The 22,817-nt window shown below is 69.4% G+C and carries 19 protein-coding genes; 10 read left to right on the top strand and 9 right to left on the bottom strand.

Annotation, left to right across the window (positions count from 1 at the left end):
• The first annotated feature begins 48 nt into the window (after window positions 1–48).
• The gene (locus JOD67_RS17945; RefSeq protein WP_205118754.1) at window positions 49–4,605 is read left to right on the top strand and encodes an ATP-dependent helicase; all 4,557 of its coding nucleotides are present in this window, start codon (window positions 49–51) and stop codon (window positions 4,603–4,605) included.
• A 143-nt stretch (window positions 4,606–4,748) separates the two neighbouring features.
• On the opposite strand, the gene JOD67_RS17940 is transcribed toward JOD67_RS17945, so the two are convergent.
• Complete coding sequence (locus JOD67_RS17940) at window positions 4,749–5,660, bottom strand: TIGR03564 family F420-dependent LLM class oxidoreductase (RefSeq protein WP_205118753.1); 912 nt, start codon at window positions 5,658–5,660, stop codon at window positions 4,749–4,751.
• Window positions 5,661–5,747: 87 nt separating this feature from the next.
• Here JOD67_RS17940 and JOD67_RS17935 point away from each other — a divergent pair, with 87 nt between their 5' ends.
• Genes JOD67_RS17935 through JOD67_RS17915 form a run of 5 tightly spaced genes read left to right on the top strand, consistent with a single transcriptional unit; the run spans window position 5,748 to window position 10,187 of the window.
• Window positions 5,748–6,614 (top strand): LysR family transcriptional regulator, encoded by an 867-nt coding sequence (locus JOD67_RS17935; protein WP_205118752.1) that lies wholly within the window; start codon window positions 5,748–5,750, stop codon window positions 6,612–6,614.
• Window positions 6,615–6,646: 32 nt separating this feature from the next.
• The gene (locus JOD67_RS17930) at window positions 6,647–7,642 is read left to right on the top strand and encodes an acetamidase/formamidase family protein (protein WP_205118751.1); all 996 of its coding nucleotides are present in this window, start codon (window positions 6,647–6,649) and stop codon (window positions 7,640–7,642) included.
• Complete coding sequence (locus JOD67_RS17925) at window positions 7,642–8,403, top strand: SDR family NAD(P)-dependent oxidoreductase (RefSeq protein WP_205118750.1); 762 nt, start codon at window positions 7,642–7,644, stop codon at window positions 8,401–8,403. The genes JOD67_RS17930 and JOD67_RS17925 overlap by 1 nt, the downstream gene beginning before the upstream one ends.
• Before the next feature lie 6 nt (window positions 8,404–8,409).
• Window positions 8,410–9,693, top strand: a complete 1,284-nt coding sequence (locus JOD67_RS17920; protein WP_205118749.1) for a WD40 repeat domain-containing protein — start codon at window positions 8,410–8,412, stop codon at window positions 9,691–9,693.
• 11 nt (window positions 9,694–9,704) lie between these two features.
• Complete coding sequence (locus tag JOD67_RS17915) at window positions 9,705–10,187, top strand: CbrC family protein (protein WP_205118748.1); 483 nt, start codon at window positions 9,705–9,707, stop codon at window positions 10,185–10,187.
• Here JOD67_RS17915 and JOD67_RS17910 read toward each other — a convergent pair.
• Together JOD67_RS17910 and JOD67_RS17905 are read right to left on the bottom strand one after the other, a co-directional pair.
• Complete coding sequence (locus JOD67_RS17910) at window positions 10,184–11,404, bottom strand: putative glycoside hydrolase (RefSeq protein ID WP_205118747.1); 1,221 nt, start codon at window positions 11,402–11,404, stop codon at window positions 10,184–10,186. The genes JOD67_RS17915 and JOD67_RS17910 overlap by 4 nt on opposite strands.
• A gap of 39 nt (window positions 11,405–11,443) precedes the next feature.
• Window positions 11,444–13,159 carry a glycerol-3-phosphate dehydrogenase/oxidase gene (locus JOD67_RS17905; protein ID WP_205118746.1) on the bottom strand — a complete coding sequence of 572 codons (1,716 nt, stop codon included), beginning with the start codon at window positions 13,157–13,159 and terminating at the stop codon, window positions 11,444–11,446.
• A gap of 163 nt (window positions 13,160–13,322) precedes the next feature.
• On the opposite strand from JOD67_RS17905, the gene JOD67_RS17900 reads away from it, so the two are divergent.
• The 4 genes from JOD67_RS17900 to JOD67_RS17885 all read left to right on the top strand — a co-directional run bounded on the left by JOD67_RS17900 (window position 13,323) and on the right by JOD67_RS17885 (window position 17,478).
• Window positions 13,323–14,057 carry an MIP/aquaporin family protein gene (locus JOD67_RS17900; protein ID WP_205118745.1) on the top strand — a complete coding sequence of 245 codons (735 nt, stop codon included), beginning with the start codon at window positions 13,323–13,325 and terminating at the stop codon, window positions 14,055–14,057.
• A gap of 38 nt (window positions 14,058–14,095) precedes the next feature.
• Entirely contained in the window at window positions 14,096–15,610 is a 1,515-nt protein-coding gene (gene glpK, locus JOD67_RS17895; RefSeq protein WP_205118744.1) for a glycerol kinase GlpK, read from the top strand.
• Between the two features lie 135 nt (window positions 15,611–15,745).
• Window positions 15,746–16,192, top strand: a complete 447-nt coding sequence (locus JOD67_RS17890) for a CBS domain-containing protein (RefSeq protein ID WP_205118743.1) — start codon at window positions 15,746–15,748, stop codon at window positions 16,190–16,192.
• Window positions 16,189–17,478 carry an ArsB/NhaD family transporter gene (locus JOD67_RS17885; RefSeq protein ID WP_205118742.1) on the top strand — a complete coding sequence of 430 codons (1,290 nt, stop codon included), beginning with the start codon at window positions 16,189–16,191 and terminating at the stop codon, window positions 17,476–17,478. Before JOD67_RS17890 ends, JOD67_RS17885 begins: the two co-directional genes overlap by 4 nt.
• Here JOD67_RS17885 and JOD67_RS17880 read toward each other — a convergent pair.
• From JOD67_RS17880 to JOD67_RS17855, 6 genes are all read right to left on the bottom strand, one after another.
• Complete coding sequence (locus tag JOD67_RS17880; protein WP_205118741.1) at window positions 17,475–17,687, bottom strand: KTSC domain-containing protein; 213 nt, start codon at window positions 17,685–17,687, stop codon at window positions 17,475–17,477. The two genes, JOD67_RS17885 and JOD67_RS17880, sit on opposite strands and share 4 nt — an antisense overlap.
• 11 nt (window positions 17,688–17,698) lie before the next feature.
• The gene (locus tag JOD67_RS17875; RefSeq protein WP_205118740.1) at window positions 17,699–18,526 is read right to left on the bottom strand and encodes an ABC transporter permease; all 828 of its coding nucleotides are present in this window, start codon (window positions 18,524–18,526) and stop codon (window positions 17,699–17,701) included.
• Window positions 18,523–19,401, bottom strand: coding sequence for an ABC transporter permease (locus tag JOD67_RS17870; protein ID WP_205118739.1), 879 nt, complete (start codon window positions 19,399–19,401; stop codon window positions 18,523–18,525). The genes JOD67_RS17875 and JOD67_RS17870 overlap by 4 nt, the downstream gene beginning before the upstream one ends.
• The gene (locus JOD67_RS17865; RefSeq protein WP_205118738.1) at window positions 19,401–20,501 is read right to left on the bottom strand and encodes an ABC transporter ATP-binding protein; all 1,101 of its coding nucleotides are present in this window, start codon (window positions 20,499–20,501) and stop codon (window positions 19,401–19,403) included. Before JOD67_RS17865 ends, JOD67_RS17870 begins: the two co-directional genes overlap by 1 nt.
• Entirely contained in the window at window positions 20,498–21,763 is a 1,266-nt protein-coding gene (locus JOD67_RS17860; RefSeq protein WP_205118737.1) for an ABC transporter substrate-binding protein, read from the bottom strand. The genes JOD67_RS17865 and JOD67_RS17860 overlap by 4 nt, the downstream gene beginning before the upstream one ends.
• A gap of 186 nt (window positions 21,764–21,949) precedes the next feature.
• Window positions 21,950–22,543: a TetR/AcrR family transcriptional regulator gene (locus JOD67_RS17855; RefSeq protein WP_205118736.1), complete on the bottom strand. Its 594-nt coding sequence runs from the start codon at window positions 22,541–22,543 to the stop codon at window positions 21,950–21,952.
• Window positions 22,544–22,817 lie beyond the last annotated feature (274 nt).

The raw sequence follows: 22,817 nt of genomic DNA, 5'->3' as shown, positions 1-22,817 counted from the left end.
CGAGCTGGCGGCGGTCGACTTGTCGGTGGGCCGAGGCACGATGGACCCATGAAGGATGTGCTCGACCGCTTCTCGACCGCGACCGCTCAGTGGTTCCGGTCGTCGTTCGCCGCGCCCACGCCCGCTCAGCAGGGGGCTTGGGACGCGGTGAGCCGCGGTGAGCACACCCTCGTCGTCGCGCCCACCGGCTCCGGCAAGACGCTCGCCGCGTTCCTCTGGGCCCTCGACAAGCTCGCCACCACGCCGCCGAAGGACAAGGCGCAGCGGTGCCGCGTCCTGTACGTCTCGCCGCTCAAGGCCCTCGCGGTCGACGTCGAACGCAACCTTCGCGCCCCGCTCACCGGCATCAAGCACACCGCCCGCAGGCTCGGCCTGAACGAGCCCGACATCCAGGTCGCGACCCGTTCGGGCGACACCCCGGCCGACGAGCGGCGCAGGTTCGCCAAGGCGCCGGCAGACGTGCTCATCACCACGCCGGAGTCGCTGTTCCTCATTCTCACCAGCCAGGCCCGCGAAGCGCTGCGCGGGGTCGAGACCGTGATCATCGACGAGGTGCACGCCGTCGCCGGCACCAAGCGGGGCGCCCACCTCGCGCTCAGCCTCGAGCGCCTCGACGCGCTGCTCGAGACCAAGGCCCAGCGCATCGGGCTGTCCGCGACCGTACGCCCGATCGAGACCGTGGCCAGGTTCCTTGGCGGCAGCGAAGCGGTCACGATCGTCAACCCGAAGTTCGACAAGGTCTTCGACCTGCAGGTGGTCGTCCCCGTCGAGGACATGGCCGAGCTGGGGCAGCCCGTCGACGACCAGGAGGGCGCGGCCGCCGGTGCCGAGCGGCACAGCTCGATCTGGCCGCACGTCGAGGAACGCGTCGCCGACCTGATCGAGCGGCAACGTTCCACCCTCGTCTTCGCCAACTCACGAAGGCTGGCCGAGCGGCTGACGGCGAGACTGAACGAGATCAACCACGAGCGCACCCACGGCGAGGCGATCCCCGACCACGAGCCGCCCGCCCAGGTGATGGCCCAGTCCGGTGCAAGCCACGGCGCGGACGGCATCCTCGCGAGGGCGCACCACGGCTCGGTCAGCAAGGAGCAGCGCGCGCTCATCGAGGACGACCTCAAGTCCGGCCGGCTGCCCTGCGTGGTCGCGACCAGCAGCCTCGAGCTCGGCATCGACATGGGCGCGGTCGACCTCGTCGTCCAGGTCGAGGCACCGCCGTCCGTCGCCAGCGGGTTGCAGCGCGTCGGCCGCGCCGGCCACCAGGTGGGCGCGGTCTCGAAGGGCATCATCTTCCCCAAGTTCCGCGGCGACCTGGTCACGACGGCGGTCGTCACCGAACGCATGCGAGCCGGGCTGATCGAGGAAACCCACATCCCCGCCAACCCGCTCGACGTGCTCGCCCAGCAGATCGTCGCCGCGGCGTGCGTCGACACCTGGGACGTCGACGACCTGTTCGACCTTTCGCGGCGGGCCGCCCCGTTCGCGACGCTCCCCCGCTCGGCGTACGAGGCCGTACTCGACATGCTCGCCGGCCGCTACCCGTCGGACGAGTTCGCCGAGCTCCGCCCGCGGCTCGTCTGGGACCGGGTCGCCGGCACGCTCACCGGCCGGCCCGGCGCGCAGCGGCTGGCCGTCACGAGCGGCGGCACGATCCCCGACCGCGGTTTGTTCGGCGTGTTCCTCGTCGGGGAGAAGGCGTCCCGCGTCGGCGAGCTCGACGAGGAGATGGTCTACGAGTCCCGCGTCGGCGACGTGTTCACGCTCGGCACCACCGCGTGGCGGATCGAGGAGATCACCCACGACCGCGTGCTGGTCTCCCCCGCTCCCGGGCAGCCCGGCAGGCTGCCGTTCTGGAAGGGCGACACGCTCGGCCGGCCCGCCGAGCTGGGCAAGGCGATCGGCGGTTTCGTCCGCGAGCTCGACAAGGTCGGCCCGGACAAGGCCAAGGAGCGCGCCCGGGTGGCCGGCCTCGACGAGTGGGCCGCCGAAAACCTGGTCAGCTACATCTCCGAGCAGAAGCAGGCGACCGGGCACCTGCCCGACGACCGGACGATCGTGGTCGAACGGTTCCGCGACGAGCTCGGCGACTGGCGGCTGTGCGTGCACACGCCGTTCGGTGCCGCCCTGCACGCGCCGTGGGCGTTGGCGATCGGCAACAGGCTGCAGGAGCGGTACGGCATCGACGTCCAGGCCGTGCACGCCGACGACGGCATCGTGCTGCGCATCCCCGACACCGAGGACCTGCCGCCCGGCGCGGAGCTGGTGGTGTTCGACGCGGACGAGATCGAGCAACTGGTCACCGAGGCGGTCGGCGGCTCGGCGTTGTTCGCGTCGCGGTTCCGCGAGTGCGCCGCCCGCGCGCTGCTGCTCCCCCGCCGCGACCCGAAGCGCCGTTCGCCACTGTGGCAGCAGCGGCAGCGGTCCGCGCAGCTGCTGTCGGTGGCGAGCAAGTACGGCTCGTTCCCGATCGTGCTCGAGACCGTCCGCGAGTGCCTGCGCGACGTCTACGACCTGCCCGGCCTGGTCGAGCTGCTCCGCGACGTCGCCGCGCGCAAGGTCCGCGTGGTCGAGGTCGAGTCGAACGAGCCCTCGCCATTCGCGCGCAGCCTGACGTTCGGCTACATCGCGGCGTTCATGTACGAAGGCGACGCTCCGCTCGCCGAGCGCCGGGCCGCCGCACTCGCGCTGGACCAGACCCTCCTCGCCGAGCTGCTCGGCACCACCGAGTTGCGCGACCTGCTCGACCCGGGCGTGGTCGAGCAGACCGAGCAGGAGCTGCAGCGGCTGGTCTCCGACCGGCGTGCCCGCGGGCCGGAGGACGTCGCCGACCTGCTCCGGCTGCTCGGCCCGCTCGACACCGCCGAGGTGGCGGCCCGTTCGGTGGAGCCCGACCGCGCCGGGCACTGGCTGTCCGACCTCGAGGGCGCCCGCCGCGTGCTCAGGCTGCGCATTGGCAGCGTGGAGCGGTGGGCCTCGATCGAGGACGCCGGCCGGTTGCAGGACGCGCTCGGCGTACCGCTGCCCGTCGGCATCCCGCAGGCGTTCACCGACCCGGTGGCCGACCCGCTCGGCGACCTGGTCGCCCGACATGCCCGCACGCATGGGCCATTCCTCGCCGTCGACGTGGCGACCCGGTTCGGGTTGGGCGTCGCGGTCGTCCTTGACACGTTGCGCCGGTTGGCCGCGCAGGGCCGGGTGACCGATGGGGAGTTCCGGCCCGGCGGCCAGGGCACCGAGTGGTGCGACACCGGCGTGCTGCGCACGATCCGGCGGCGTTCGCTCGCGGCGCTCCGTTCGGAGGTCGAGCCGGTCGACCCGAAGGCGCTCGCCCGCTTCCTGCCCGCCTGGCAGAACGTAGGTAGCCGGCTGCGCGGACCCGAGGGCGTGCTGCAGGTGGTCGAGCAGCTCGCCGGCTGCGCCGTTCCCGCGTCCGCGCTGGACCGGCTGATCGTCGGCTCGCGCGTCGCCGACTACCAGCCGGCGATGCTCGACGAGCTCACCGCGGCCGGCGAGGTGGTCTGGGCTGGTCATGGCGCGTTGCCCGGAACGGACGGCTGGGTGTCGCTGCACCTCGCCGACACCGCCGACCTCACGCTGCCCGACCCGGCCGCGGACTTCGAGCCGGGCGAGCTGCACCAGAAGGTGCTCGACGTGCTGGCGCCGGGTGGCGGGTTCTTCTTCCGCCAGCTGGCCGAGGCGGTCGAGTCGACGAACGACAACGACCTGGTCACCGCGCTCTGGGATCTGGTCTGGGCGGGTCATCTGACCGGAGACACGATGACCGCGCTGCGCTCGCTGGTGTCGGGTGGCAAGAGCTCGCACAAGGGGCGGACGGCTCCGGCGCGGACGCGGTTCGCGCCGCAGCGGTCGGCCATGCGTACGGCGAGGGCGAACCTTCGCCGGGTGGGCCTCCCGCTCGCCGCGGGCCGGTGGTCGCTGCTGCCGGAACGCGAGACCGACCAGACCCGCCGCGCGCACGCGACCGCGGAGGCGCTGCTCGACCGGCACGGCGTGGTGACGCGTGGCGCGGTGACGGCCGAACGGATCCCGGGCGGGTTCGCCGCGACGTACAGGGTGCTGTCGGCGTTCGAGGAGTCCGGCCGCTGCCGGCGCGGCTACTTCGTGGCCGGGCTCGGGGCCGCGCAGTTCGGCGCACCGGGCGCGGTCGACCGGCTGCGGGCACAGACCGATGCGGTGACCGAGCGCGAGCTGCGGACCGTCGTGCTCGCCTCGACCGACCCGGCCAACCCGTACGGAGCCGCCCTGCCCTGGCCCGACCAGACGCCGGCCGAGGAAGGTCAGCGCGGACACCGGCCGGGCCGCAAGGCCGGCGCCCTCGTCGTGCTGGTCGACGGCGAGCTGGTGGTCTACGTCGAGCGCGGCGGACGGACGTTCCTCACCTGGTCCGACGCCCCCGAGCTGCTCCAGCCCGCGGTCGACGCCCTCGCCCTGAGCGTGCGGGACGGCTCGCTCGGCAAGCTCAGCGTCGAACGAGCCGACGGCGAAGCCCTGCTCCAACCCGGCGGCCTCCGCACCCCCCTGGCCACCGCGCTGGCCTCGGCCGGCTTCCACACCACCCCGCGCGGCCTACGACTGCGGGGTTAGCCCATCCCCACCCCGCACGCCACCCTCGAGCTCCCTCCCCCACCGCCCGCCACCCTCGAGCTCCCTCCCCCACCGCACAAGCTGTGGGGTTCTGGTAGAGACACGCCGGCGTGTCCCTACCAGAACCCCACAGTTTGCGACGGTCAGGCGGACTGGCTGGCGAGAGAGCCGAGGAACGCGACGGTCCGGGCCTTGTCCTCGGCCGTTCCGGCCGGGATCGCCTGCACCTCGTCGACCCCCACGTCGGCGAAGCGCCGCAGCGCCGCCTCGACCGCTGCCTCGTCGCCGGCGATGATCGAGTCGCCCGCCGAGCTGAGGCCCTCACGGTCGAAGATCTTCCGATAACTCGGCAGGTCGTACGCCGCGCCGAAGTTCTCGTTCGCCCACGCTCGCGCGCCGTCCGGGTCCGACGTCACCGTCACCATCGCGCTCGCGACCAGCTCCGGGGTCGGGCGTCCGAACTCCGCGGCCGCCGAGCTCAGCGCCGGCAGGAAGTACTCCTCCACCGTCTGCGGCCCGGACCAGGCCACGACGATGCCGTCCGCCAGCTCGCCAGCCAGTCGAAGGTTCGCCGGGCCGAGCGCCGACAGGAACACCGGCGGCGCCGGAACGTCCGGGATGGCGACCGATCCGACCGCGGTCCAGAAGCGCCCGTGGAAGTCCACCTCCTCACCGCGCAGCAGCGGCCGCAGCACGGTGACGTACTCGCGCAGGTTCGCGCCCGGCGAGGCGAACGGCAGCCCGTAGATCCCCTCGATCAGCGGCTGGTGACTCGGCCCGATGCCGAGCACCAGCCGCCCACCGGTCACCGCCTGCACCGTCAGCGCCTGCGCGGCGAGCGCGACCGGATGCCGCGGATACGTACGCACCACAGCCGTCCCCAGTCGCACCGACGGCGCCACCGAGCCGATCGCGCCGAGCAGCGTGAGCGGGTCCCAGGCGCCGACCTCGCCGAGCCACGCGGTGCTGAACCCCGCCTTCGCGATGTCTTCGAACGCCCCGCGGGCAGCATCGATGGGCAGTCCGGTGAGCTCTGGCCATGTCCCGATTCGCATGCCTTCGAGTCAACGTCCGGGAAGACCACGCACCAAGACGCGGTTGACCCCTGCAGCGATAAGGAACCGTGATCGTAGGAGGCAGGCATGGAGCTGAGGCAGCTGCGCTACTTCGTCGCCGTCGCCGAGGAACTGCATTTCGGCCGCGCGGCCGAACGCCTGCACGTCGCTCAGCCCGCCGTCAGCCAACAGCTCGCCAGGCTGGAACGACAGCTGGGGGTCACGCTGCTCGACCGCAACCCGCGCAGCGTTCGGCTCACCGAGGACGGGGAGCGCATGCTCGTCGAGGCCCGCGCCGTCCTGGCCGCGGCCGAGCAGGCCGCCGCGGTCGCGGCGCAGCTGAAGGCGGGAACGATCCACACGCTGCGGTTCGGTACCAGCCCCGGGCTCGGCCCGCGGATCGAGAAGGGCATCGAGGCACTCCGCGCCGCCGACCCCGAGCTGGTCGTCGAGCTCGACGCACGATCGGTCGCGCAGCAGCTCGCCGCGATCCGTTCCGGCGACCTCGACGCGGCACTCGTCCGGGCGATCGCACCGCGGCACGGCGTCGAGACCTTCGAGCTCTGGCACGACCAGGTCGCGGTCGCCCTCCCGGCGAGCAGCCCACTCGCCCAGCAGGACACGATCCGGCTCGAGCAGCTCGCCGATCTCCCGCTCCGCCTCCCCGCGGAAGAGTGCGACTCGCTCTTCCGTGCCGCGATCCTCGACGCGTGCCGCAAGGCCGGGTTCGAGCCGCGGCTCGGCCGGAAGGCGACGACGATCGAGGACACGCTCGTCGAGGTGGGTACCGGCGCGATGTCGTGGGCCGCCACGTTCTCCTGCAGCCAGGCCGTCGAGGACGGCAAGGCCTCTGTCCGGTTGGTCGACCCTCCGCTCATGCTTCCCGGCGGCGTCGTCGTCCCGGAAACACTTCCCACCGCGTGCGCACGGGAGTTGGCGGCCGCGTTCGGTTGACGCACCCGGCGCCGCGGTGGCACGTTGCGCGCATGGACACCGTCGAGTTCACGCCGACGTTCGAGCAGCTCGCCTGGACGTTCGGCGGCGTCGAGCCGATCATGAAGATCAAGCCGGGAACGATGCTGCGGCTGTGGTGTGAGGACGCGTACTCGGGCAAGCTCCGCTCGACGAGCGACCTGCCGAGCCAGTGCGTCGACATCAACCAGGTCAACCCGCAGACCGGGCCGTTCTACGTCGAGGGCGCCGAGCCCGGCGACACGCTCGCGCTGCACTTCGTCGCGCTGGAGCCCGCGCGCGACTGGGGCGTGTCGACGCTGATCCCGTTCTTCGGTGGGCTGACCGGCACCGACCGGACGGCGCTGCTGCAGGACGCGCTGCCGGAGCTCACCTGGGTCTACCAGTACGACCGCGCGCGGCACCTCGTCACCTTCGAGGCGGCGCGCAGCGACTTCCGCCTCGAGCTGCCTGCCGAGCCGATGCTCGGCACGGTCGGCGTCGCGCCGCCGGCGCGGGAGGTGCGTTCGTCGCTCGTCCCCGAACGGTTCGGCGGCAACATGGACACGCCGGAGATGAAGGCCGGCGCGACCTGCTACCTCGGCGTGAACGTTCCCGGCGCGCTGTTCTCCGTCGGCGACGGGCACTACCGGCAGGGCGAGGGCGAGGCGTGCGGCACCGCGGTCGAGGGCGCGATGAACGTCACCGTGATCGTCGAGCTGATCAAGGGCGGTGCGCCGGCGTGGCCGCGGATCGAGCAGGACGACTGGCTGATCGCGATCGGTTCGAGCCGCCCGCTCGAGGACGCCTGGCGGATCGCGCAGGTCGAGATGATCACTTGGCTGGGCGAGCTGTACGGGCTCGACCCGATGGACGGGTACCAGGTCGTGTCGCAGACCGCGAAGGCGCCGATCGCCAACGTGGTCGACGCGAACTACAGCTCGGCCGTCAAGATCGCGAAGTCGCTCCTGCCCGCCCCGAACGCGTACGGTGGCATGCATGATCACCTCCGTTCGTTAGGAAGTGCGTGATGGATCTGCAGCTGTCCGGCCGGCGTGCACTGATCACGGGTGGAACGAAGGGCATCGGCCGCGCGATCGTCGAGGGCTTCGCGGCCGAAGGTGCCGCCGTGGGTTTCTGCGCCCGCACCGCCGCCGACGTGGAGGCGACCGAGCAGAACCTCAAGCAGCACGGCGTTCCCGCACTCGGCCGCGCGTTGGACGTGGCCGACGGCGCGGCGGTGACGAACTGGGTGAACGACGTCGCGGCGGAGTTCGGCGGCATCGACATCGTCGTGGCGAACGTGAGCGCGCTCGCGATCCCGGACGAGGAGGCGAACTGGCAGACGTCGTTCGCTGTCGACATGATGGGCACAGTCCGCCTCGTCAACGCCGCCTTGCCGCACCTCGAGCGCAGCTCCGCGGCGTCCATCGTCACGATCTCGTCGGTGTCGGGGCGCGAGGTGGACTTCGCGGCTGGACCGTACGGGACGTTCAAGGCGGCGATCGTGCAGTACACGCAAGGGCTCGCGTATCAGCTTGCTGGCAAGGGAATCCGGGCCAACACGGTGTCGCCGGGCAACACGTTCTTCGAGGGCGGCGTGTGGGAGGGGATCAAGAGCGGCAACCCCGACCTGTACGAGATGGCGGTCGGCCTCAACCCCACCGGCAAGATGGGTTCGCCCGAAGAGATCGCGAACGCCGTTGTCTTCATCGCCAGCCCCGCCGCCAGCCGCGTCAGCGGCACCAACCTCGTCGTCGACGGCGCCCTCACCCGCGGCGTCCAGCTGTAGTTGTCGATGGACGTGCTCACCTGCGGGCACGTTGCCCACAAGGGCAACGGGCGACTGTGCCGGCACCTGTTGGGCGAAGGCTCCGACCTCGAGGACCGGGTGTGGCACCTGACCGGGACGGGCCTCGACCGCGACGTGGTGTGCACCGCGTGTGACACCTCCGACGAGCCACTCGACCTCGTCGAAGCCTGCGAAGGCTGCGTCGAACGTGCCCAGGAGGACGACGCCAACGTGATCGCCATCCGCGGCGCACCCGGCGTCGGCGTACGCGACGAACCCATCCGTACCGACACCTGGCGAACGCCGCTGCCGCACGAGGTCATCGACGTCGCCGCCGTTCCCGACAGCCCTGCGACCTGGCTGCTCCTCACCCCCGATCGGGTGCTGCGATGGAACGCCGACACCGGCGAGGTCGACCGGGAGGCCCGCTACGAGCTCGCGACGCACTCGTTCGAGGTCTGGGCTGAGCGGGAACCCCGAACCCGCGTGCACGCGGCCGACGGTGGCCGGTACGTCGCGGTCGGCGTCGACTACGGCCGGTTCGGCAAGGTCCTGGACCTCGACACCGGAAGCGTGACGATGGAGCTGGACCGCGGGGAGTACCACCAGAACACGGTCCCGTTCCCGCTCGCGTTCGTCAGCACCGAGGACGGCCTGCGGCTCGTGCATGGGACCGCCTGGAACCGCTTGGACGTGTCCGATCCGGCGACGGGAGAGCTCCTCACGCGACGCGACTTCGTCAGCGTGGGGAACGAACGGCCCGAGCACTACTCCGGCGACTTCCAGGGGCGGTTGCACCTGTCGAGGACGGGTCGCTATCTCGGGCTGGACGGGTGGGCCTGGTCGCCCGCCGGGCTGCCGCGGGTCTTCGACCTGCACCGCTGGCTCCGGGTGAACGTGTGGGAGTCGGAGGACGGCCCGTCGCTGCTGACCCTGGCCCTGCGCTGGTACCTCTGGGAAACGCCGATGTGCTGGACGGACGACGAGCTCTTCGTGGTGTGGGGCATCGGACCCGACGACGAGATCATCGTCCCCGGTGTCCGCGTCTTCGATCCGCTGACCGGTCACGAGGTTCGCGCGTTCGCCGGACCGACCGGCTCCGGCGCCTTGTTCTCCGCCGGTTCCGCGCTCTACTCCGCCGACCCGGGCGGCCTGACGCGGTGGGATCTGTCGACCGGCGAGCGGACGGGTACGGTGACGGGCTTCGTTCCCACGCACCACCATCCGGCGAGCCGGGAGCTTGTCGAGCTCCGCGACGGCGCGATGGTCCGCTGGCGCCTTCCGGGTTAGGCTCCCGGCTCATGGCCACTCCGCTACCGACCTTTCGCTACCACCCCGACCCGCTCGCGACCGGGAGCATCGTCAAGTCCGACGCCGAGTGTGAGATCTGCTGCGCGGTGCGCGGCTATCGGTACACCGGGCCGGCGTTCTCGCAGGTGGTCGACGAGGTCGAGGCGGTCGTGTGCCCGTGGTGCATCGACGACGGGTCGGCGGCGGAGAGTCTGGAAGCGACGTTCGCCGAGCCGGAGGGGTGGGACGACGACGTACGGCTCGACGTGATCGACGAGGTCTGCCTGCGGACGCCGGGCTTCCACAGCAGCAAGCGGCCGCAGTGGCTGGACCACCACGGCGACGCCGCGGAGTATCTCGGCCGGCACACCCGGGAGCAGCTCGCGACCCGCGGACCCGACGCCGTCCAGGCCGCCAAGGAGGCCGGCGAGGGCGACACGTACGTGCTGTTCCGCTGCACCGACTGCAGCGAGTTCCTGGCGTACGTCGACTAACAGGACTTGCGCAACACGGCCCCGGACGTGCCCGCCAGGGCGATCGACGTCACGGCCGCGCCGTCGTGATCGAGGTACTCCCCACCCAGCTCGACGGTCCTCGGCGCGCTGTCGGTGCGGTTGGCGTTGACGACGGCGGCCCCGCAGGCGAAGTCCCGGCGGAACAGGTTCGTCCCCACCGAACGGTACGGACCTGTCGCCGCGCCGAGGTCCCAGTCGTACTCGCCATGCCACGGCGTCGGGTCACCGTAGCCGTCGGTGCGCCCCATCTCGGCGATGGCCGCGGCGTCGTCGCTCGCCATCAGGTAGCTCGCCAGCGCGTACCGGAACGGCCGCTCCGCGCCTGGGGTGAAGTGCGGCTGCACCCAGGTGATCTTGCCGCGCGCCTCGTTCGAGGCGACCTCCGCGACCTGCCGGCTCCAGCCTTCGGGGTACTCCGAGAGCAGGTCGTCGTCGGAGAACGTCAACCACCACTCGTCGAACCCGCCGTCGAGGTGCTCGGTGTACGTGTCCCAGACGCCCTCGTACAGCCGGGCGTTCGACAGGTTCGCGACCGTGCGCAGCCCGGCGGCGACCAGCTCCTCGCGGGTGGAAGCGAGCATCGAGACGTACGCGTCCTGGATCGCCGCGTCGGTCGGGTACTTCGCTGGGCAGGTCCCGGCATGGTAGGCGTCGCAGGGAAACAGGGCGTTGTCCATGAGGATGCCGTCGAACCCGGCCGCGGTGCTGCTCGCCACCACGTTCGCCACCCACGTCGCCTGGTAGTCGGGGTCGCCGACGTCCATCTGCCAGTGTCCGGGGTAGCCCGCGTACTCGAGCCGCTGCCCGTCCGAGCCCAGCAGGAACCACTCCGGGTGGTTCGCCTCGGCGTCGCAGTACCCGACACCGGTGGGCAGCTGCGGGTCGTCGACACCGTCCCGGCAGGCGTAGCTGCGCGTCGAGCTCAGGTCCTTGTAGACGAACACCTCGATGGCCGGGTTCGCCGCCTTCAGCTTGGGGATCAGGTGGCCTTCCCAGGCGTTCAGCACGACGTAGTCGCGCCGCTGTGCCTCGGTGGCGATCATCGCGTCGGAGACCGGCGTGCCGTTCAGATGCAGCCAGAACGATCGCGCCTGTCCTGCTTCGAGGGGCCGCACCGGCCCGGAAGCAGTCGCCGGCCCACAGAGCATCGCGACGGCGAGCACACCGACGGTGAGAACGACAGACAACCTGCGCATGACCGACTCCTTGTCCCCCGTCGACGGTGATGACATGAGCTACGACAACGCGCGCCCCACGGCCGAGGCCCGCGTGTCCGGCGTGGCCAGTCGTACGGCGTCCGCCGTCAGGTCGTCCGGCTTCGTCTGCGACTCGCGCTCGGCCGACACCCGCGCCTGGTAGACCTCGACCTCGTTCTGGACGCGTTCGCCGTCCCACCCGAGAACGTCGGCCACCAGCGCGGCCACCGGCGACGCGCTCTCCGTACCGCGGTGCGGCTCCTCGATCGAGATCCGGGTCCGCCGCGCCAACACGTCGTCCAGATGGACGGCCGCCTCGTGCGTCGCCGCGTACCGCGCCTCGACCCGCAGATACTCCCCCGCCCCGTCCAGCGCCTCCAAGAGCGACGGATCCGAAGCAGCCAGCTCGAGCACCTCGTCGACCATCGAACCGTACCGATCGAGCAGCCGCTGCATCCGCCACACCGGCAGCCCGGCCTCGGCGGCCAGCTCGTCGATCTGGTTGACCAACGCGTGGTAACCCTCCGCACCCAGCAACGGAACGTGCTCGGTCACCGAGGGCGGGATGTGCCCGAGGTCCGGACGCGCCGCGTCGACCGCGTCCTTCGCCATCACCCGGTACGTCGTGTACTTGCCGCCCGCGATCGACACCAACCCCGGCAACGGCCGCGCCACCGCGTGTTCGCGCGACAGCTGGCTGGTCTTCTCCGACTCACCGGCGAGCAACGGCCGAAGCCCCGCGTACACACCTTGAATGTCGTCGCGCGTCAACGGCACTGCCAAGACGGAGTTGACATGGTCGAGGATGTAGTCGATGTCCGCCTGGCTCGCGGCCGGATGCGCCTTGTCGAGCTCCCAGTCGGTGTCGGTCGTCCCGATGATCCAGTGATTGCCCCACGGAATGACGAAAAGAACGGACTTCTCCGTTCGAAGGATCAACCCAACCTCGGAGGCGATGCGGTCGCGCGGAACGAGCACGTGCACGCCCTTCGACGCACGTACGCGGAACCGGCCGCGTCCACCGGTGAGCCGCTGGATGTCGTCGGTCCACACGCCCGTGCAGTTGATGACGACCTTCGCGCGCACGGTCGTGGTCTCACCGGAGTCGACGTCACGGACCTCGGCACCGACGATGCGTTCGCCCTCGCGGAGAAAACCGATGACTTCGGAGGAGTTGCGCACGACCGCGCCGTACCGCGCCGCCGTACGGATCACGGTCAACGTGTGCCGCGCGTCGTCGGCTTGCGCGTCGTAGTACTTGATCGCGCCGACCAGCGAGTCCTGTCGCAGCCCCGGGCACAGCTTCAACGCGCCGTGTCGGGTGAGGTGCTGGTGCATCGGAACGGACCGGCCGCGCGCCATCGTGTCGTACATGATCAGACCGGAGCCGACGTACGGCCGCTCGACCATCCTTGTCTTCAACGGATAGAGGAACGGAACAGGCTTCACCAGGTGCGGCGCGATGCGCGTCAGCATCAGCTCGCGTTCCTTGAGCGCCTCGGCGACGAGATGGAAGTTGAACTGTTCCAGATAACGCAACCCACCATGGAAGAGCTTGCTCGACCGGCTCGACGTTCCACTCGCGAAGTCGCGACTTTCGACAAGCGCGGTGTCCAACCCGCGAGTGACGGCGTCCAACGCCGTACCGGCACCGGTCACCCCACCGCCGATGACCAGCACGTCGAACGTCTGATCGCCCAGCTTTCGCCAGGCTTCGGCCCGTTCTTCAGGACCAAGTCGCCCAGAACCTCTCACGGCCGCGCTCCTCACTCCCGCAACTGGTCACTACGGATTATTGACAGCTGCCGTTGATGATCAATCTACTAGGGGGTCACATACGAGTTTCGAGACGGCCCATCCCGGGCCGCCTGTCGACTCCGTACCCGGACAACGTTGTCCGGCACCTGGGGAGGCGCACATGGGGACGATCATCCTCTCGGAGACACTCGGCACGATGCTGCTCACACTGCTGGGGTGTGGCGTCGTTGCCAACCATCTCCTGACGAACACCAAGGGACGCGGCGGCGGCTTCCTGATGGTGAACTTCGGTTGGGGCATCGCGGTCTTCGCCGGCGTGTACGTCGCCGCGAAGAGTGGTGCACACCTCAACCCCGCCGTCACGCTGGGCATCCTCGCGAGCGGGGCGGACGAGTACGCCGCAGGCGTGGACATCACCGTCCTGAACACCATCGCCTACTTCATCGGTGAGTTCCTCGGCGGCTTCCTGGGCGGCGTGCTGTGCTGGCTGGCGTACCGGCAGCACTTCGACCAACACGACAACGCGGCGGAGAAGCTGGGCGTGTTCTCCACCGGACCGCAGTACCGGAACGTGACGTGGAACCTCGTCACCGAGGTCATCGCGACGTTCGTCCTGGTGTTCGTGATCCTGTTCTTCGCCGGAACGCCGTCCGGCCTGGGGCCGTTGGCTGTCGCCATGCTGGTCGTCGGCATCGGCGCCTCGCTCGGTGGTCCGACCGGCTACGCGATCAACCCCGCTCGCGACATGGGACCACGACTAGCGCACCTGGTCGTGCCGATCAAGGGCAAGGGTTCGAGCGACTGGGGCTACTCGTGGATCCCCGTCGTCGGGCCTATCGTCGGCGGTGTCGTCGCCGGACTGGTCGCGATGCTCGTCAAGAACGCGATCGGCTGACCTTCTTCCGTACTCGACACTGACCGGAGCATGCAGACATGACCGACTACGTGGCAGCGATCGACCAAGGTACGACGAGCACCCGGTGCATGGTGTTCGACCACTCCGGAGCGGTGGTGAGCGTCCACCAGCTCGAGCACGAGCAGATCTTCCCGCGCGCGGGCTGGGTGGAGCACAACGCCGAGGAGATCTGGGCGAACACCCGCGAGGTCACCGCGGGCGCGCTCGCCAAGGCCGACATCACCTCGGCGAACATCGCGGCAGTGGGAATCACCAACCAGCGTGAGACAGCGCTGGTGTGGGACCGTTCGACCGGCAAGCCCGTCTACAACGCGATCGTCTGGCAGGACACGCGTACGGACCGGATCGTCGACCAGCTCGGCGCACTCGGCGGCGGCGCCGAGCGCTACAAGGACAAGGTCGGCCTTCCGCTCGCGACGTACTTCTCCGGGCCGAAGGTTCGCTGGATCCTGGACAACGTCGACGGCGCGAAGGAAGCGGCGGAGCGCGGCGACCTGCTGTTCGGCAACATGGACACCTGGTTGCTGTGGAACATGACCGGCGGCGTGGACGGCGGCCTGCACATCACCGACGTGACGAACGCGTCGCGGACGATGCTGATGGACCTCACCACGCTGTCGTGGGACGCCGACATCGCAGCGGAGATGGGGATTCCGCTGTCGATGCTGCCGGAGATCCGGCCGTCGTCGCAGGTGTACGGCGAGGGTCGGCAGGGCGGTTCGCTGCCGGGGGTGAAGATCGCCGGCGACCTCGGCGACCAGCAGGCGGCGACGTTCGGGCAGGTGTGCTTCGACGTCGGCACGGCGAAGAACACCTACGGCACCGGCAACTTCCTGCTGCTCAACACCGGCACCGAGCAGGTGAAGAGCGAGAACGGGCTGCTCACCACGGTGTGTTACAAGATCGGCGACGCCGACGCGGTGTACGCGTTGGAGGGCTCGATCGCGGTGACCGGCTCGCTGGTGCAGTGGGTGCGGGACAACCTCGGGCTGATCGGCTCGGCGCCGGAGATCGAGGAGGTCGCTCGTACGGTCGAGGACAACGGCGGGGCGTACTTCGTTCCCGCGTTCTCCGGCCTGTTCGCGCCGTACTGGCGGTCCGACGCGCGCGGCGCGCTCGTGGGCCTCACGCGGTACGTCAACAAGGGCCACATCGCGCGTGCGGTGCTGGAGGCGACGGCGTTCCAGAGCAAGGAAGTCATGGACGCGATGAACGCCGACTCCGGGGTCGACCTCACCGAGCTCAAGGTCGACGGCGGCATGGTGCAGAACGAGCTGCTGATGCAGTTCCAGGCCGACATCCTCGGCGTTCCGGTGTTCCGCCCCCAGGTCGCCGAGACGACTGCGCTGGGCGCGGCGTACGCGGCGGGCCTGGCGGTCGGGTACTGGTCCAACCAGGACGACCTGCGCCAGAACTGGCAGGAGGACAAGCGCTGGACGCCGTCGATGGACGCGGCCAAGCGCGACAAGGAGTACGCGAACTGGAAGAAGGCCGTGACCCGCACGTTCGACTGGGTCGAGGCCGACGACTGATCCATCGCGGCGATCGGACTTTGTCAGAATGTCAGGACATTAAGACATTCTGACAAAGTCCGATATGCTCGCTTCAAGGTGTGCCGGGAAGTCTGGTCGGCGAGGGTGTTGTGCTGTCGACGAAAGGACCTCCCCATGCGTGCCGGTGACCTGTGCTCCCCGTTCCCGAGCGTGCGGATGGACACCCCGGCGATCGAGGCCGCCCGCCTGCTCGCCGGACAGGACCTCCCCGGACTCGTCGTCGTCGACGCCCGCGACAAACCCGTCACCGTGCTCCCAGGTACGCAGGTCCTCAGGCTCGCCGTTCCGCAGTACATCCAGGACGATCCGGCCCTCGCCCGCGTCGTCGACGAGGCGCATGCGGACCAGTTCCTCGCCGAGCTCGCCGACCGGACCGTACGCGAACTGTTGCCCGAGCAGCCACGCGAGCTCCCGGTCGTCGACGGCAACGCGACCGTGCTCGAGGTCGCCGCGCTGATGGCCCGTTCCCGCAGCCCCCTCGTCGCCGTCGTCGCGCGGAACGGCGTCCTCGACGGCGTCATCACCCTCGACGCCCTGCTCGACCGGATGCTCGGGACATGACCGCGATCGCCTGGATCGCGGTGGCGATCTTCGTCCTCGCCTATGTCCTGATCGCGACCGAATGGGTCCACCGCCTCGCCGCCGCGCTCGGCGGCGCCTGCCTGATGCTCGTGCTGGGCATCACCGACACCGAGCACGCGTTCTTCTCCGAGGTCGCCGGCATCGACTGGAACGTCCTGTTCCTGCTGCTCGGCATGATGCTGATCGTCTCGGTCCTCCGGCGTACGGGGCTGTTCGAGTACCTCGCGATCTGGTCCGCCAAGCGCGCCCGCGGGCAGCCGTTCCGCGTGATGGTGATCCTCGTGCTCGTCACGGCGGTCGCCTCGGCCGGGCTGGACAACGTCACCACGGTGCTGCTCGTCGCGCCCGTCACGTTCCTCGTCTGCGACCGGCTCGGCGTTCCGGTGACCCCGTTCCTGATCGCCGAGGTGATGGCCTCCAACATCGGCGGCGCGGCGACCTTGGTCGGCGACCCACCGAACATCATCATCGCGTCGCGCGCCGACCTGTCGTTCAACGACTTCCTCATCCACATGGCGCCGTTCATCGCGGTCGTGCTCGTGGTCTACATCGCCTTGTGCCGTTGGCTTTTCCGCAAAGCGTTCCGCTACAACGCCGAGCGCGCCGCGTCGGTGATGGAGCTGCGCGAGCGCGACGCCATCCGCGACGTACGCCTGCTCGTCGTGTCCCTGGTCGTACTCGGCCTCGTCCTGGTGGCGTTCGTCCTGCACACCTGGCTCCATCTGGAACCCGCGGTGATCGCGATCGTCGGCGGGCTGTTGCTGCTCGCCCTGTCCAGGCTGGATCCCGGCGACGTCGTGCGTGGCGTGGAGTGGCCGACGCTCGCGTTCTTCGCCGGCCTGTTCGTGATGGTCGGCGGCCTGGTGTCGACCGGGGTGATCGACCACGTCGCCTCGGCCGCGTCGGACGCCGTCGAGGGGCGGCTCGGCCTCGCCACGATGGCGCTGCTGTGGGGATCGGCCGGGCTGTCGGCGATCGTCGACAACATCCCTTACGTGGCAACGATGTCGCCGATCGTCGCGGAGCTCGTCTCGAACGCCGGCGGCAACGACCAAGCCCAGGTGCTCTGGTGGGCGCTCGCGATCGGCGCCGACCTCGGTGGCAACGCGACCGCGATCGGCGCCTCGGCGAACGTCGTCGCGCTCGGGTTGGCCGAACGAGCGGGCAAGCCGATCTCGTTCTGGGAGTTCACCAAGTACGGCCTCGTCGTCACCGCGGTGACGATCACCCTCGCGGTCCCGTACCTCTGGCTGAGATACCTCTAGGCGATCTGCTCGAAGCGGTAGCTGGTCTTGACCCGCCTGTTCACGAACGCGCCGACGCTTCGCGTCGCGAGCAGGGCGGTGTGCACGAGCGGCGGCACGTCGTAGTACTGGTAGACGTCGCCGCCGACGTACTCGAGCTCGAGCGTGCGCGAGTCGAGGTCGTAACCGACACTCGCCACGCTCGACGACTGGATCCGCTGGCGTTTCATCACGTTACAGCCTAGTCCCGCGGCTCCTCTCGGACGGCGCTGACCAGCTGGGTCGGGTTGATGAAGCGCAGTCCGACCACGAGCAGCACGACCATCGAGAGCGTGTAGATCACGGCCATCGCGTCGACCGCCTGCTGCGACCGGATGCCTGCCGCCGAGACCGCGGTGTAGAGGGCGACGACCAGCGTGGACGACTCCGGGCCCTGGACGAGGAACGTCAGCTCGAACATCCCCACCGTTCGCACCAGCACGAGGATCGACGCCGCGAGCATGCCCGGAACGAGCAGCGGCCCGATGATGCGCGCGAAGATCGCGCCGGTCTTCGCCCCGCACATCCGTGCGGCCGCCTCGATGCGCGGGTCGATCTGCTCGATGAACGGCGTCATCACCATGATCACGAACGGCACCGACGGCACCAGGTTGACGAGGATCACGCCCGCCAGCGAGCCCGCGATGTGGAACTTGTAGAGCACGGTCGCGAGCGGGATGCCGTACGTGATCGGCGGGATGAGAATCGGCAACAGGAACAGCAACATCAGCACGCGCTTGAACGGAAAGTTCCGTCTGGCAAGGGCGTACGCCGCCGGCACACCGACCAGCACCGAAACCACCACGACCGCGAGCGCCACGATCACCGTGACGATCAGCACCTGCAGCAGGCCGAACTCCTGCCACGCCTCGGCGTACCGCCCGAGCGTGTACTCCGTCGGCAGCCAGGTGTCGAACCACGATCGGGCGAACGAGTTCACCACGACGGTCGCGATCAGCGCGAGCAGGTTGACGAGGAAGAACGCGACGGCGCCCCAGACGAGCACCGAGGAGACCTTGAACGTTCTCATCCCTTGCCTCCCGAGCTGCCGCGGTACAGGCGCGATCGGACGGCCAGCACCAACCCCACGACGGCGAGCTCGACGCCGCCCATCACCATCGCGATCGCCGACGCGAGCGGATAGTCGTACTGCTCCCAGCCGGCTCGGTACGCCGCGAGCGAGATCACGTGCGTCTCCCCCGACGGCTCGCCGACCATCACCGCCGACGGGAAGACCGAGAACGCCAGCACGAAGGCGAGGCAGAACGTCACCGCGAGCCCCGGCATCAGCAGGGGCAGCGTGATCCGCCGGAACCGCTCCCACCACCCCGCGCCGAGCGTCGCGGCGGCCCGTTCCAGCGTCGGGTCGATGCCCGACAGGTACGACAGCGTGAGCAGGAACGCGAACGGGAACCCCGTGATCACCAGGGAGAGCAGCACACCCCAGTACCCGGGCACGAATCGGATCGGCTCGTCGATCAGGCCGACCGCTTCGAGCGTCCGGTTCATCCAACCGGCGTTGCCGAGATAGGTGAGCAGGCCCTCGGCGGTGAGCACGGTGCCGAGAGTGATCGGCACGACGAGGATCGCTGTCAACAGCCGCTTACCTCGGAACCTCCCGCGCATCTTGTACGCGATCGGCACCGAGGCGAGCACGTTGAACAACGCCGCCGGCAACGCCAGTCGCAGCGTGAGCCAGATCGTCTCGCTCTGGAAGGGATCGGAGAAGAACGTGCGGTAGTTGTCGAAGATGCCGCTGGTCTTCGGCGTGAACGACAGCTGCAGCCCGTACAGGAACGGATAGAGGAACAGCCCGACGATGAGCACGACCGCGGGCAGCAGCAGGAGCAGGGTGCGGTCGACTCCGCGTTCGGCGAGCCGGTGCCGCAGCGACACTTCGGCCACTACGCCGCCACCTCGTCCGGCGCGGCCGGGCTGTCGGCGGAGAAGACCAACACCCGTTCGGTCGGCACCGTGATCGCGACCTGGTCGCCGGGCACCAGCCGTTCCGTGGTCCGCAGGTGCAGCGAGGTGCCGTCGTTCGTCCGTACCTGGACCGCGAGCTCGCGACCCTGATACTCGACCACCTCGACGGTGACCGCGACGCCGCCCGTCTGCGCCCCGACGACGAAGTCCTCGGGGCGGATCGCCACGACTCCTTCTTGCCTGCCGGCGAGGTTGTCACGGTCGATGCCGGTCAGCTTGAGCCCGTGGCCTTCGAGCTCGAGCCGGCTTTCCGTGCCGCCGACGATGCTGAGCTCGATCAGGTTGCGGTAGCCCATGAAGCCGGCGACGTACCTGTTCGCCGGCTCGGTGTAGAGCTCCTCCGGCGAGCCGATCTGCTCGACGTGGCCGTCGCGCAGCACGACCAGGCGGTCGGCGAGCGAGAGCGCCTCCTCCTGGTCGTGCGTGACGTACACCGTGGTCAGGCCGAGTTGCTGGTGGATGCGGCGAATCTCCGTCCGCATCTCCTGGCGAAGCTTGGCGTCGAGGTTGGACAGCGGCTCGTCCATCAGGACGAGCGCGGGCTCGACCACGATCGCGCGGGCGATCGCGACCCGCTGCTGCTGCCCGCCGGACAGTTGGGCGGGCAGCTTGTCGGCGTGTTCTTCCAATTGGACAAGGCGAATCGCGCTGTCGACGCGTTGTTTGAGCTCGCTCTTCGCCGTCTTGCGCATCTGCAGGCCGAACGCGATGTTCTTGCGTACGGACATGTGCGGGAACAGCGCGTAGCTCTGGAACACCATGCCGAACCCGCGTTCCTCGGGTGGCAGGGTGTCGATCCGCTTCTCGTCGAGGTGGATCGTTCCCGCGGTGAGCGGCAGCAGGCCGGCGAGGCAGTTGAGTGCCGTCGACTTGCCGCAGCCGGACGGGCCGAGCAGCGCGATGAACTCGCCGGAGTCGATGACCAGGTCGAGCGCGTCAAGCGCGGTTTGACGACCGAACGTTCGCGTCACCCCGGCAAGCCGGAGTTGACGGAAGCCGTCGGAACGTGCGTGCGTCATTGTTTCTTGACCTTCGATCCGCCGATTTCCCTGTCCCACTTGTCGAAAGCGGCAACGAGCTCCTTCGCCTCGAGTGGCGTGGCCTTCGGGTTGTCGGCGATCAGCTTCTCGAACGAGGGGTCGCCGTAGTCCTTGATCGCCTGTTGGCTCTCGGCGGGCGCCATGTCGATAGTGACGTCCTTGATCGCCGGGCCGGGGTAGAAGAAGCCCTTGTCGTACGCCTTCGCCTGCTGGTCCGGCTTCAGCATCCACTGCAGCAGAAGGAGAATCGCCGAGATGTTGTCGGCGCTGACGCCCTTCGGGATCACGGCGTAGTGGGCGTCGGTGACCCAGGTGAAGCCCTCGACCGCGCCGACCTTGACCTCCTTCGGCACGGTGCCGAGCACGCGCGGGTTGACGTACCAACCGGTCGTGGAGGCGATGATGCCGACCGAGCCGTTGCCGAGGTTCTTCATCGTGTCGGCGGTGCCGGACGGGTAGAACTCGACGTACTTGTCCAGCTCGGCGAGGTACTTCCAGGTCTTCTCCCAGCCGTTGATCGGGTCCTTGGGATCCTTGTCGCCGAGGATGTAGGGCAGGCCCATGAGCAGCGTGCGACCGGGGCCGGAGTTGGCGGGGCGCGCGTACATGAACTTGCCGGGGTTGGCCTTGGCCCAGTCGAGCAGGCCCTGCGCGGTGGTGGGCGGCTGCGGCACCTGCTTGGGGTCGTACTCCAGCAGCGGGCCGGACGGGTAGTAGGTGACGACGACGCCCTGGTCCTGGGCGAGCTTCTGCATCTCGGCAGCGGGCTCGAGATAGTCGGCCATCGGGGCGTCGAGGCGGTCGCCGAAGTCCTTGACGATCGGTAGCCAGAGACCCTGGTCGATGCCGGCGGACAGACCGTCGTTGCCGGTGAGGACGAGGTCGGTCTGGACGTTGCCGCCGTCCTGCTGGGCCTTGATCTTGCCGGCGGTCTCGGGGCCGGTGGCCTTCTGGTACGTGACGCGGGTGACGACGTCCTTGTTGTTGGCGACGAAGTCGTCGATCATCGCCTGTGTCAACTGCAGGTTGCCGGCGACGTCGAGGATGTCGAGCGTGACGGGCTTGCTCGGCTTGTCGGGCACGGAGCTCGCGTCGGTGGGAGCGGCACTGTTCTCGCCGCCCGTGCCGTTGCCCGTCCCGCCTGGCGGTTCGGGCGCGCCGCAGGCGGCTCCGACGAACATGGCGGCGAGCGCTGTGGCGGTGGCGATGGGACGGATGACACGTCGAGCTCGAGCGTTCATGAACGCGTGACCCCTTCTCGTCGATCGCGGGCAGCGTTGCCCGCACCCCCGTCGGACGCCGCGTCGAGGCGGTATCGCGTGACGTGGTCCACGAAGGATGGAAAACGCTTGCACAAGTTGTCAAGCGTAGACCCGGCAAGCGCTTTCTCGTTCTGGCGTCCCGCTGGCGTCTCGCTGGCGCCGCGTTCAGGACTTGGCGAGACTGTCGAACAGGAGACCGGTGGCGGCCCTGAGCCGGGCGCGGAGGTCGGAGTTCGGCGGAGCGAGCGTCCAGTGCGCGATGATGCCGTCGATCATGGCGACCAGGGTCTCGGCTGCGACCTTGGTGTCGACGTTCTCGAGCTCGCCTCTTGTTGTGCCCTCGTCGAGAAGCGTCGTGGCGTCGGCGATGGTGCGGTGGAAGTTGTGCTCGAGCTTCTTCGCCATCTCTGGTAGGCGTCGCGCGAGGCTGTAGAGCTCGAACGCGAGGGTGCCGAACTCGGGGTTCTTGGTGGCGTGCTCGGCCATGTTGTCGACGAGGGCCATGAACCGGTCCCTGACGGTCGCGCCTTCGGGGCCTTCGGGGATGGACCAGAACTGAAGGTCGAACAGGTAGTCGACGAGCGCTATGGCGATCTCGTCCTTGCTCTTGAAGTGCCAGTAGATCGCGCCCTTGGAGAGGCCTGCCTCGGCGACGACGTCATCCATCCTCGCGCCGTGGTAGCCCTTGTGCGCGATGACCGCGGCGGCCGCAGCCAGTATCTGCTGCCGCCTGGTATCCCGATCCTCCCGCCTCGCCACCCTGCCACCTTAGCCTCGAGCGACCGACCAGTCGGTCCACGCCGGGGTTCCTAGTGATCATGTACGTGATCGTGAAGGCGTGGTGGTCTATACGACGGTTGCGGCTTCATGATCACGTTCATGATCACGGCGGCTGGGTGGGGCGAAGATCCCTCGGTTGGGTGCTCTCTTCGTGCGGAGTCGCGACGAGATCTCATTGGGCATTGGGAACTGGCGTGGGCTGTTGCGGCGGTCGATGGTGGTGGCCGGTCCGGGGCGCGTCAAGGGCGTCGCG

The sequence above is a fragment of the Tenggerimyces flavus genome, assembly GCF_016907715.1.
Lineage (GTDB): Bacteria > Actinomycetota > Actinomycetes > Propionibacteriales > Actinopolymorphaceae > Tenggerimyces > Tenggerimyces flavus.
Note: the sequence above shows the minus strand (reverse complement) of the source record. Positions and strands in the feature narration are given on the sequence as shown.

What these genes read in the sequence shown, in the direction of transcription:
- JOD67_RS17945 (WP_205118754.1), top strand. Translation starts at nt 49, where the DNA reads ATGAAGGATGTGCTCGACCGCTTCTCGACCGCGACCGCTCAGTGGTTC.
- JOD67_RS17940 (WP_205118753.1), bottom strand. Translation starts at nt 5,660, where the DNA reads ATGCGAATCGGGACATGGCCAGAGCTCACCGGACTGCCCATCGATGCT.
- JOD67_RS17935 (WP_205118752.1), top strand. Translation starts at nt 5,748, where the DNA reads ATGGAGCTGAGGCAGCTGCGCTACTTCGTCGCCGTCGCCGAGGAACTG.
- JOD67_RS17930 (WP_205118751.1), top strand. Translation starts at nt 6,647, where the DNA reads ATGGACACCGTCGAGTTCACGCCGACGTTCGAGCAGCTCGCCTGGACG.
- JOD67_RS17925 (WP_205118750.1), top strand. Translation starts at nt 7,642, where the DNA reads ATGGATCTGCAGCTGTCCGGCCGGCGTGCACTGATCACGGGTGGAACG.
- JOD67_RS17920 (WP_205118749.1), top strand. Translation starts at nt 8,410, where the DNA reads ATGGACGTGCTCACCTGCGGGCACGTTGCCCACAAGGGCAACGGGCGA.
- JOD67_RS17915 (WP_205118748.1), top strand. Translation starts at nt 9,705, where the DNA reads ATGGCCACTCCGCTACCGACCTTTCGCTACCACCCCGACCCGCTCGCG.
- JOD67_RS17910 (WP_205118747.1), bottom strand. Translation starts at nt 11,404, where the DNA reads ATGCGCAGGTTGTCTGTCGTTCTCACCGTCGGTGTGCTCGCCGTCGCG.
- JOD67_RS17900 (WP_205118745.1), top strand. Translation starts at nt 13,323, where the DNA reads ATGGGGACGATCATCCTCTCGGAGACACTCGGCACGATGCTGCTCACA.
- glpK (WP_205118744.1), top strand. Translation starts at nt 14,096, where the DNA reads ATGACCGACTACGTGGCAGCGATCGACCAAGGTACGACGAGCACCCGG.
- JOD67_RS17890 (WP_205118743.1), top strand. Translation starts at nt 15,746, where the DNA reads ATGCGTGCCGGTGACCTGTGCTCCCCGTTCCCGAGCGTGCGGATGGAC.
- JOD67_RS17885 (WP_205118742.1), top strand. Translation starts at nt 16,189, where the DNA reads ATGACCGCGATCGCCTGGATCGCGGTGGCGATCTTCGTCCTCGCCTAT.
- JOD67_RS17880 (WP_205118741.1), bottom strand. Translation starts at nt 17,687, where the DNA reads ATGAAACGCCAGCGGATCCAGTCGTCGAGCGTGGCGAGTGTCGGTTAC.
- JOD67_RS17875 (WP_205118740.1), bottom strand. Translation starts at nt 18,526, where the DNA reads ATGAGAACGTTCAAGGTCTCCTCGGTGCTCGTCTGGGGCGCCGTCGCG.
- JOD67_RS17865 (WP_205118738.1), bottom strand. Translation starts at nt 20,501, where the DNA reads ATGACGCACGCACGTTCCGACGGCTTCCGTCAACTCCGGCTTGCCGGG.
- JOD67_RS17860 (WP_205118737.1), bottom strand. Translation starts at nt 21,763, where the DNA reads ATGAACGCTCGAGCTCGACGTGTCATCCGTCCCATCGCCACCGCCACA.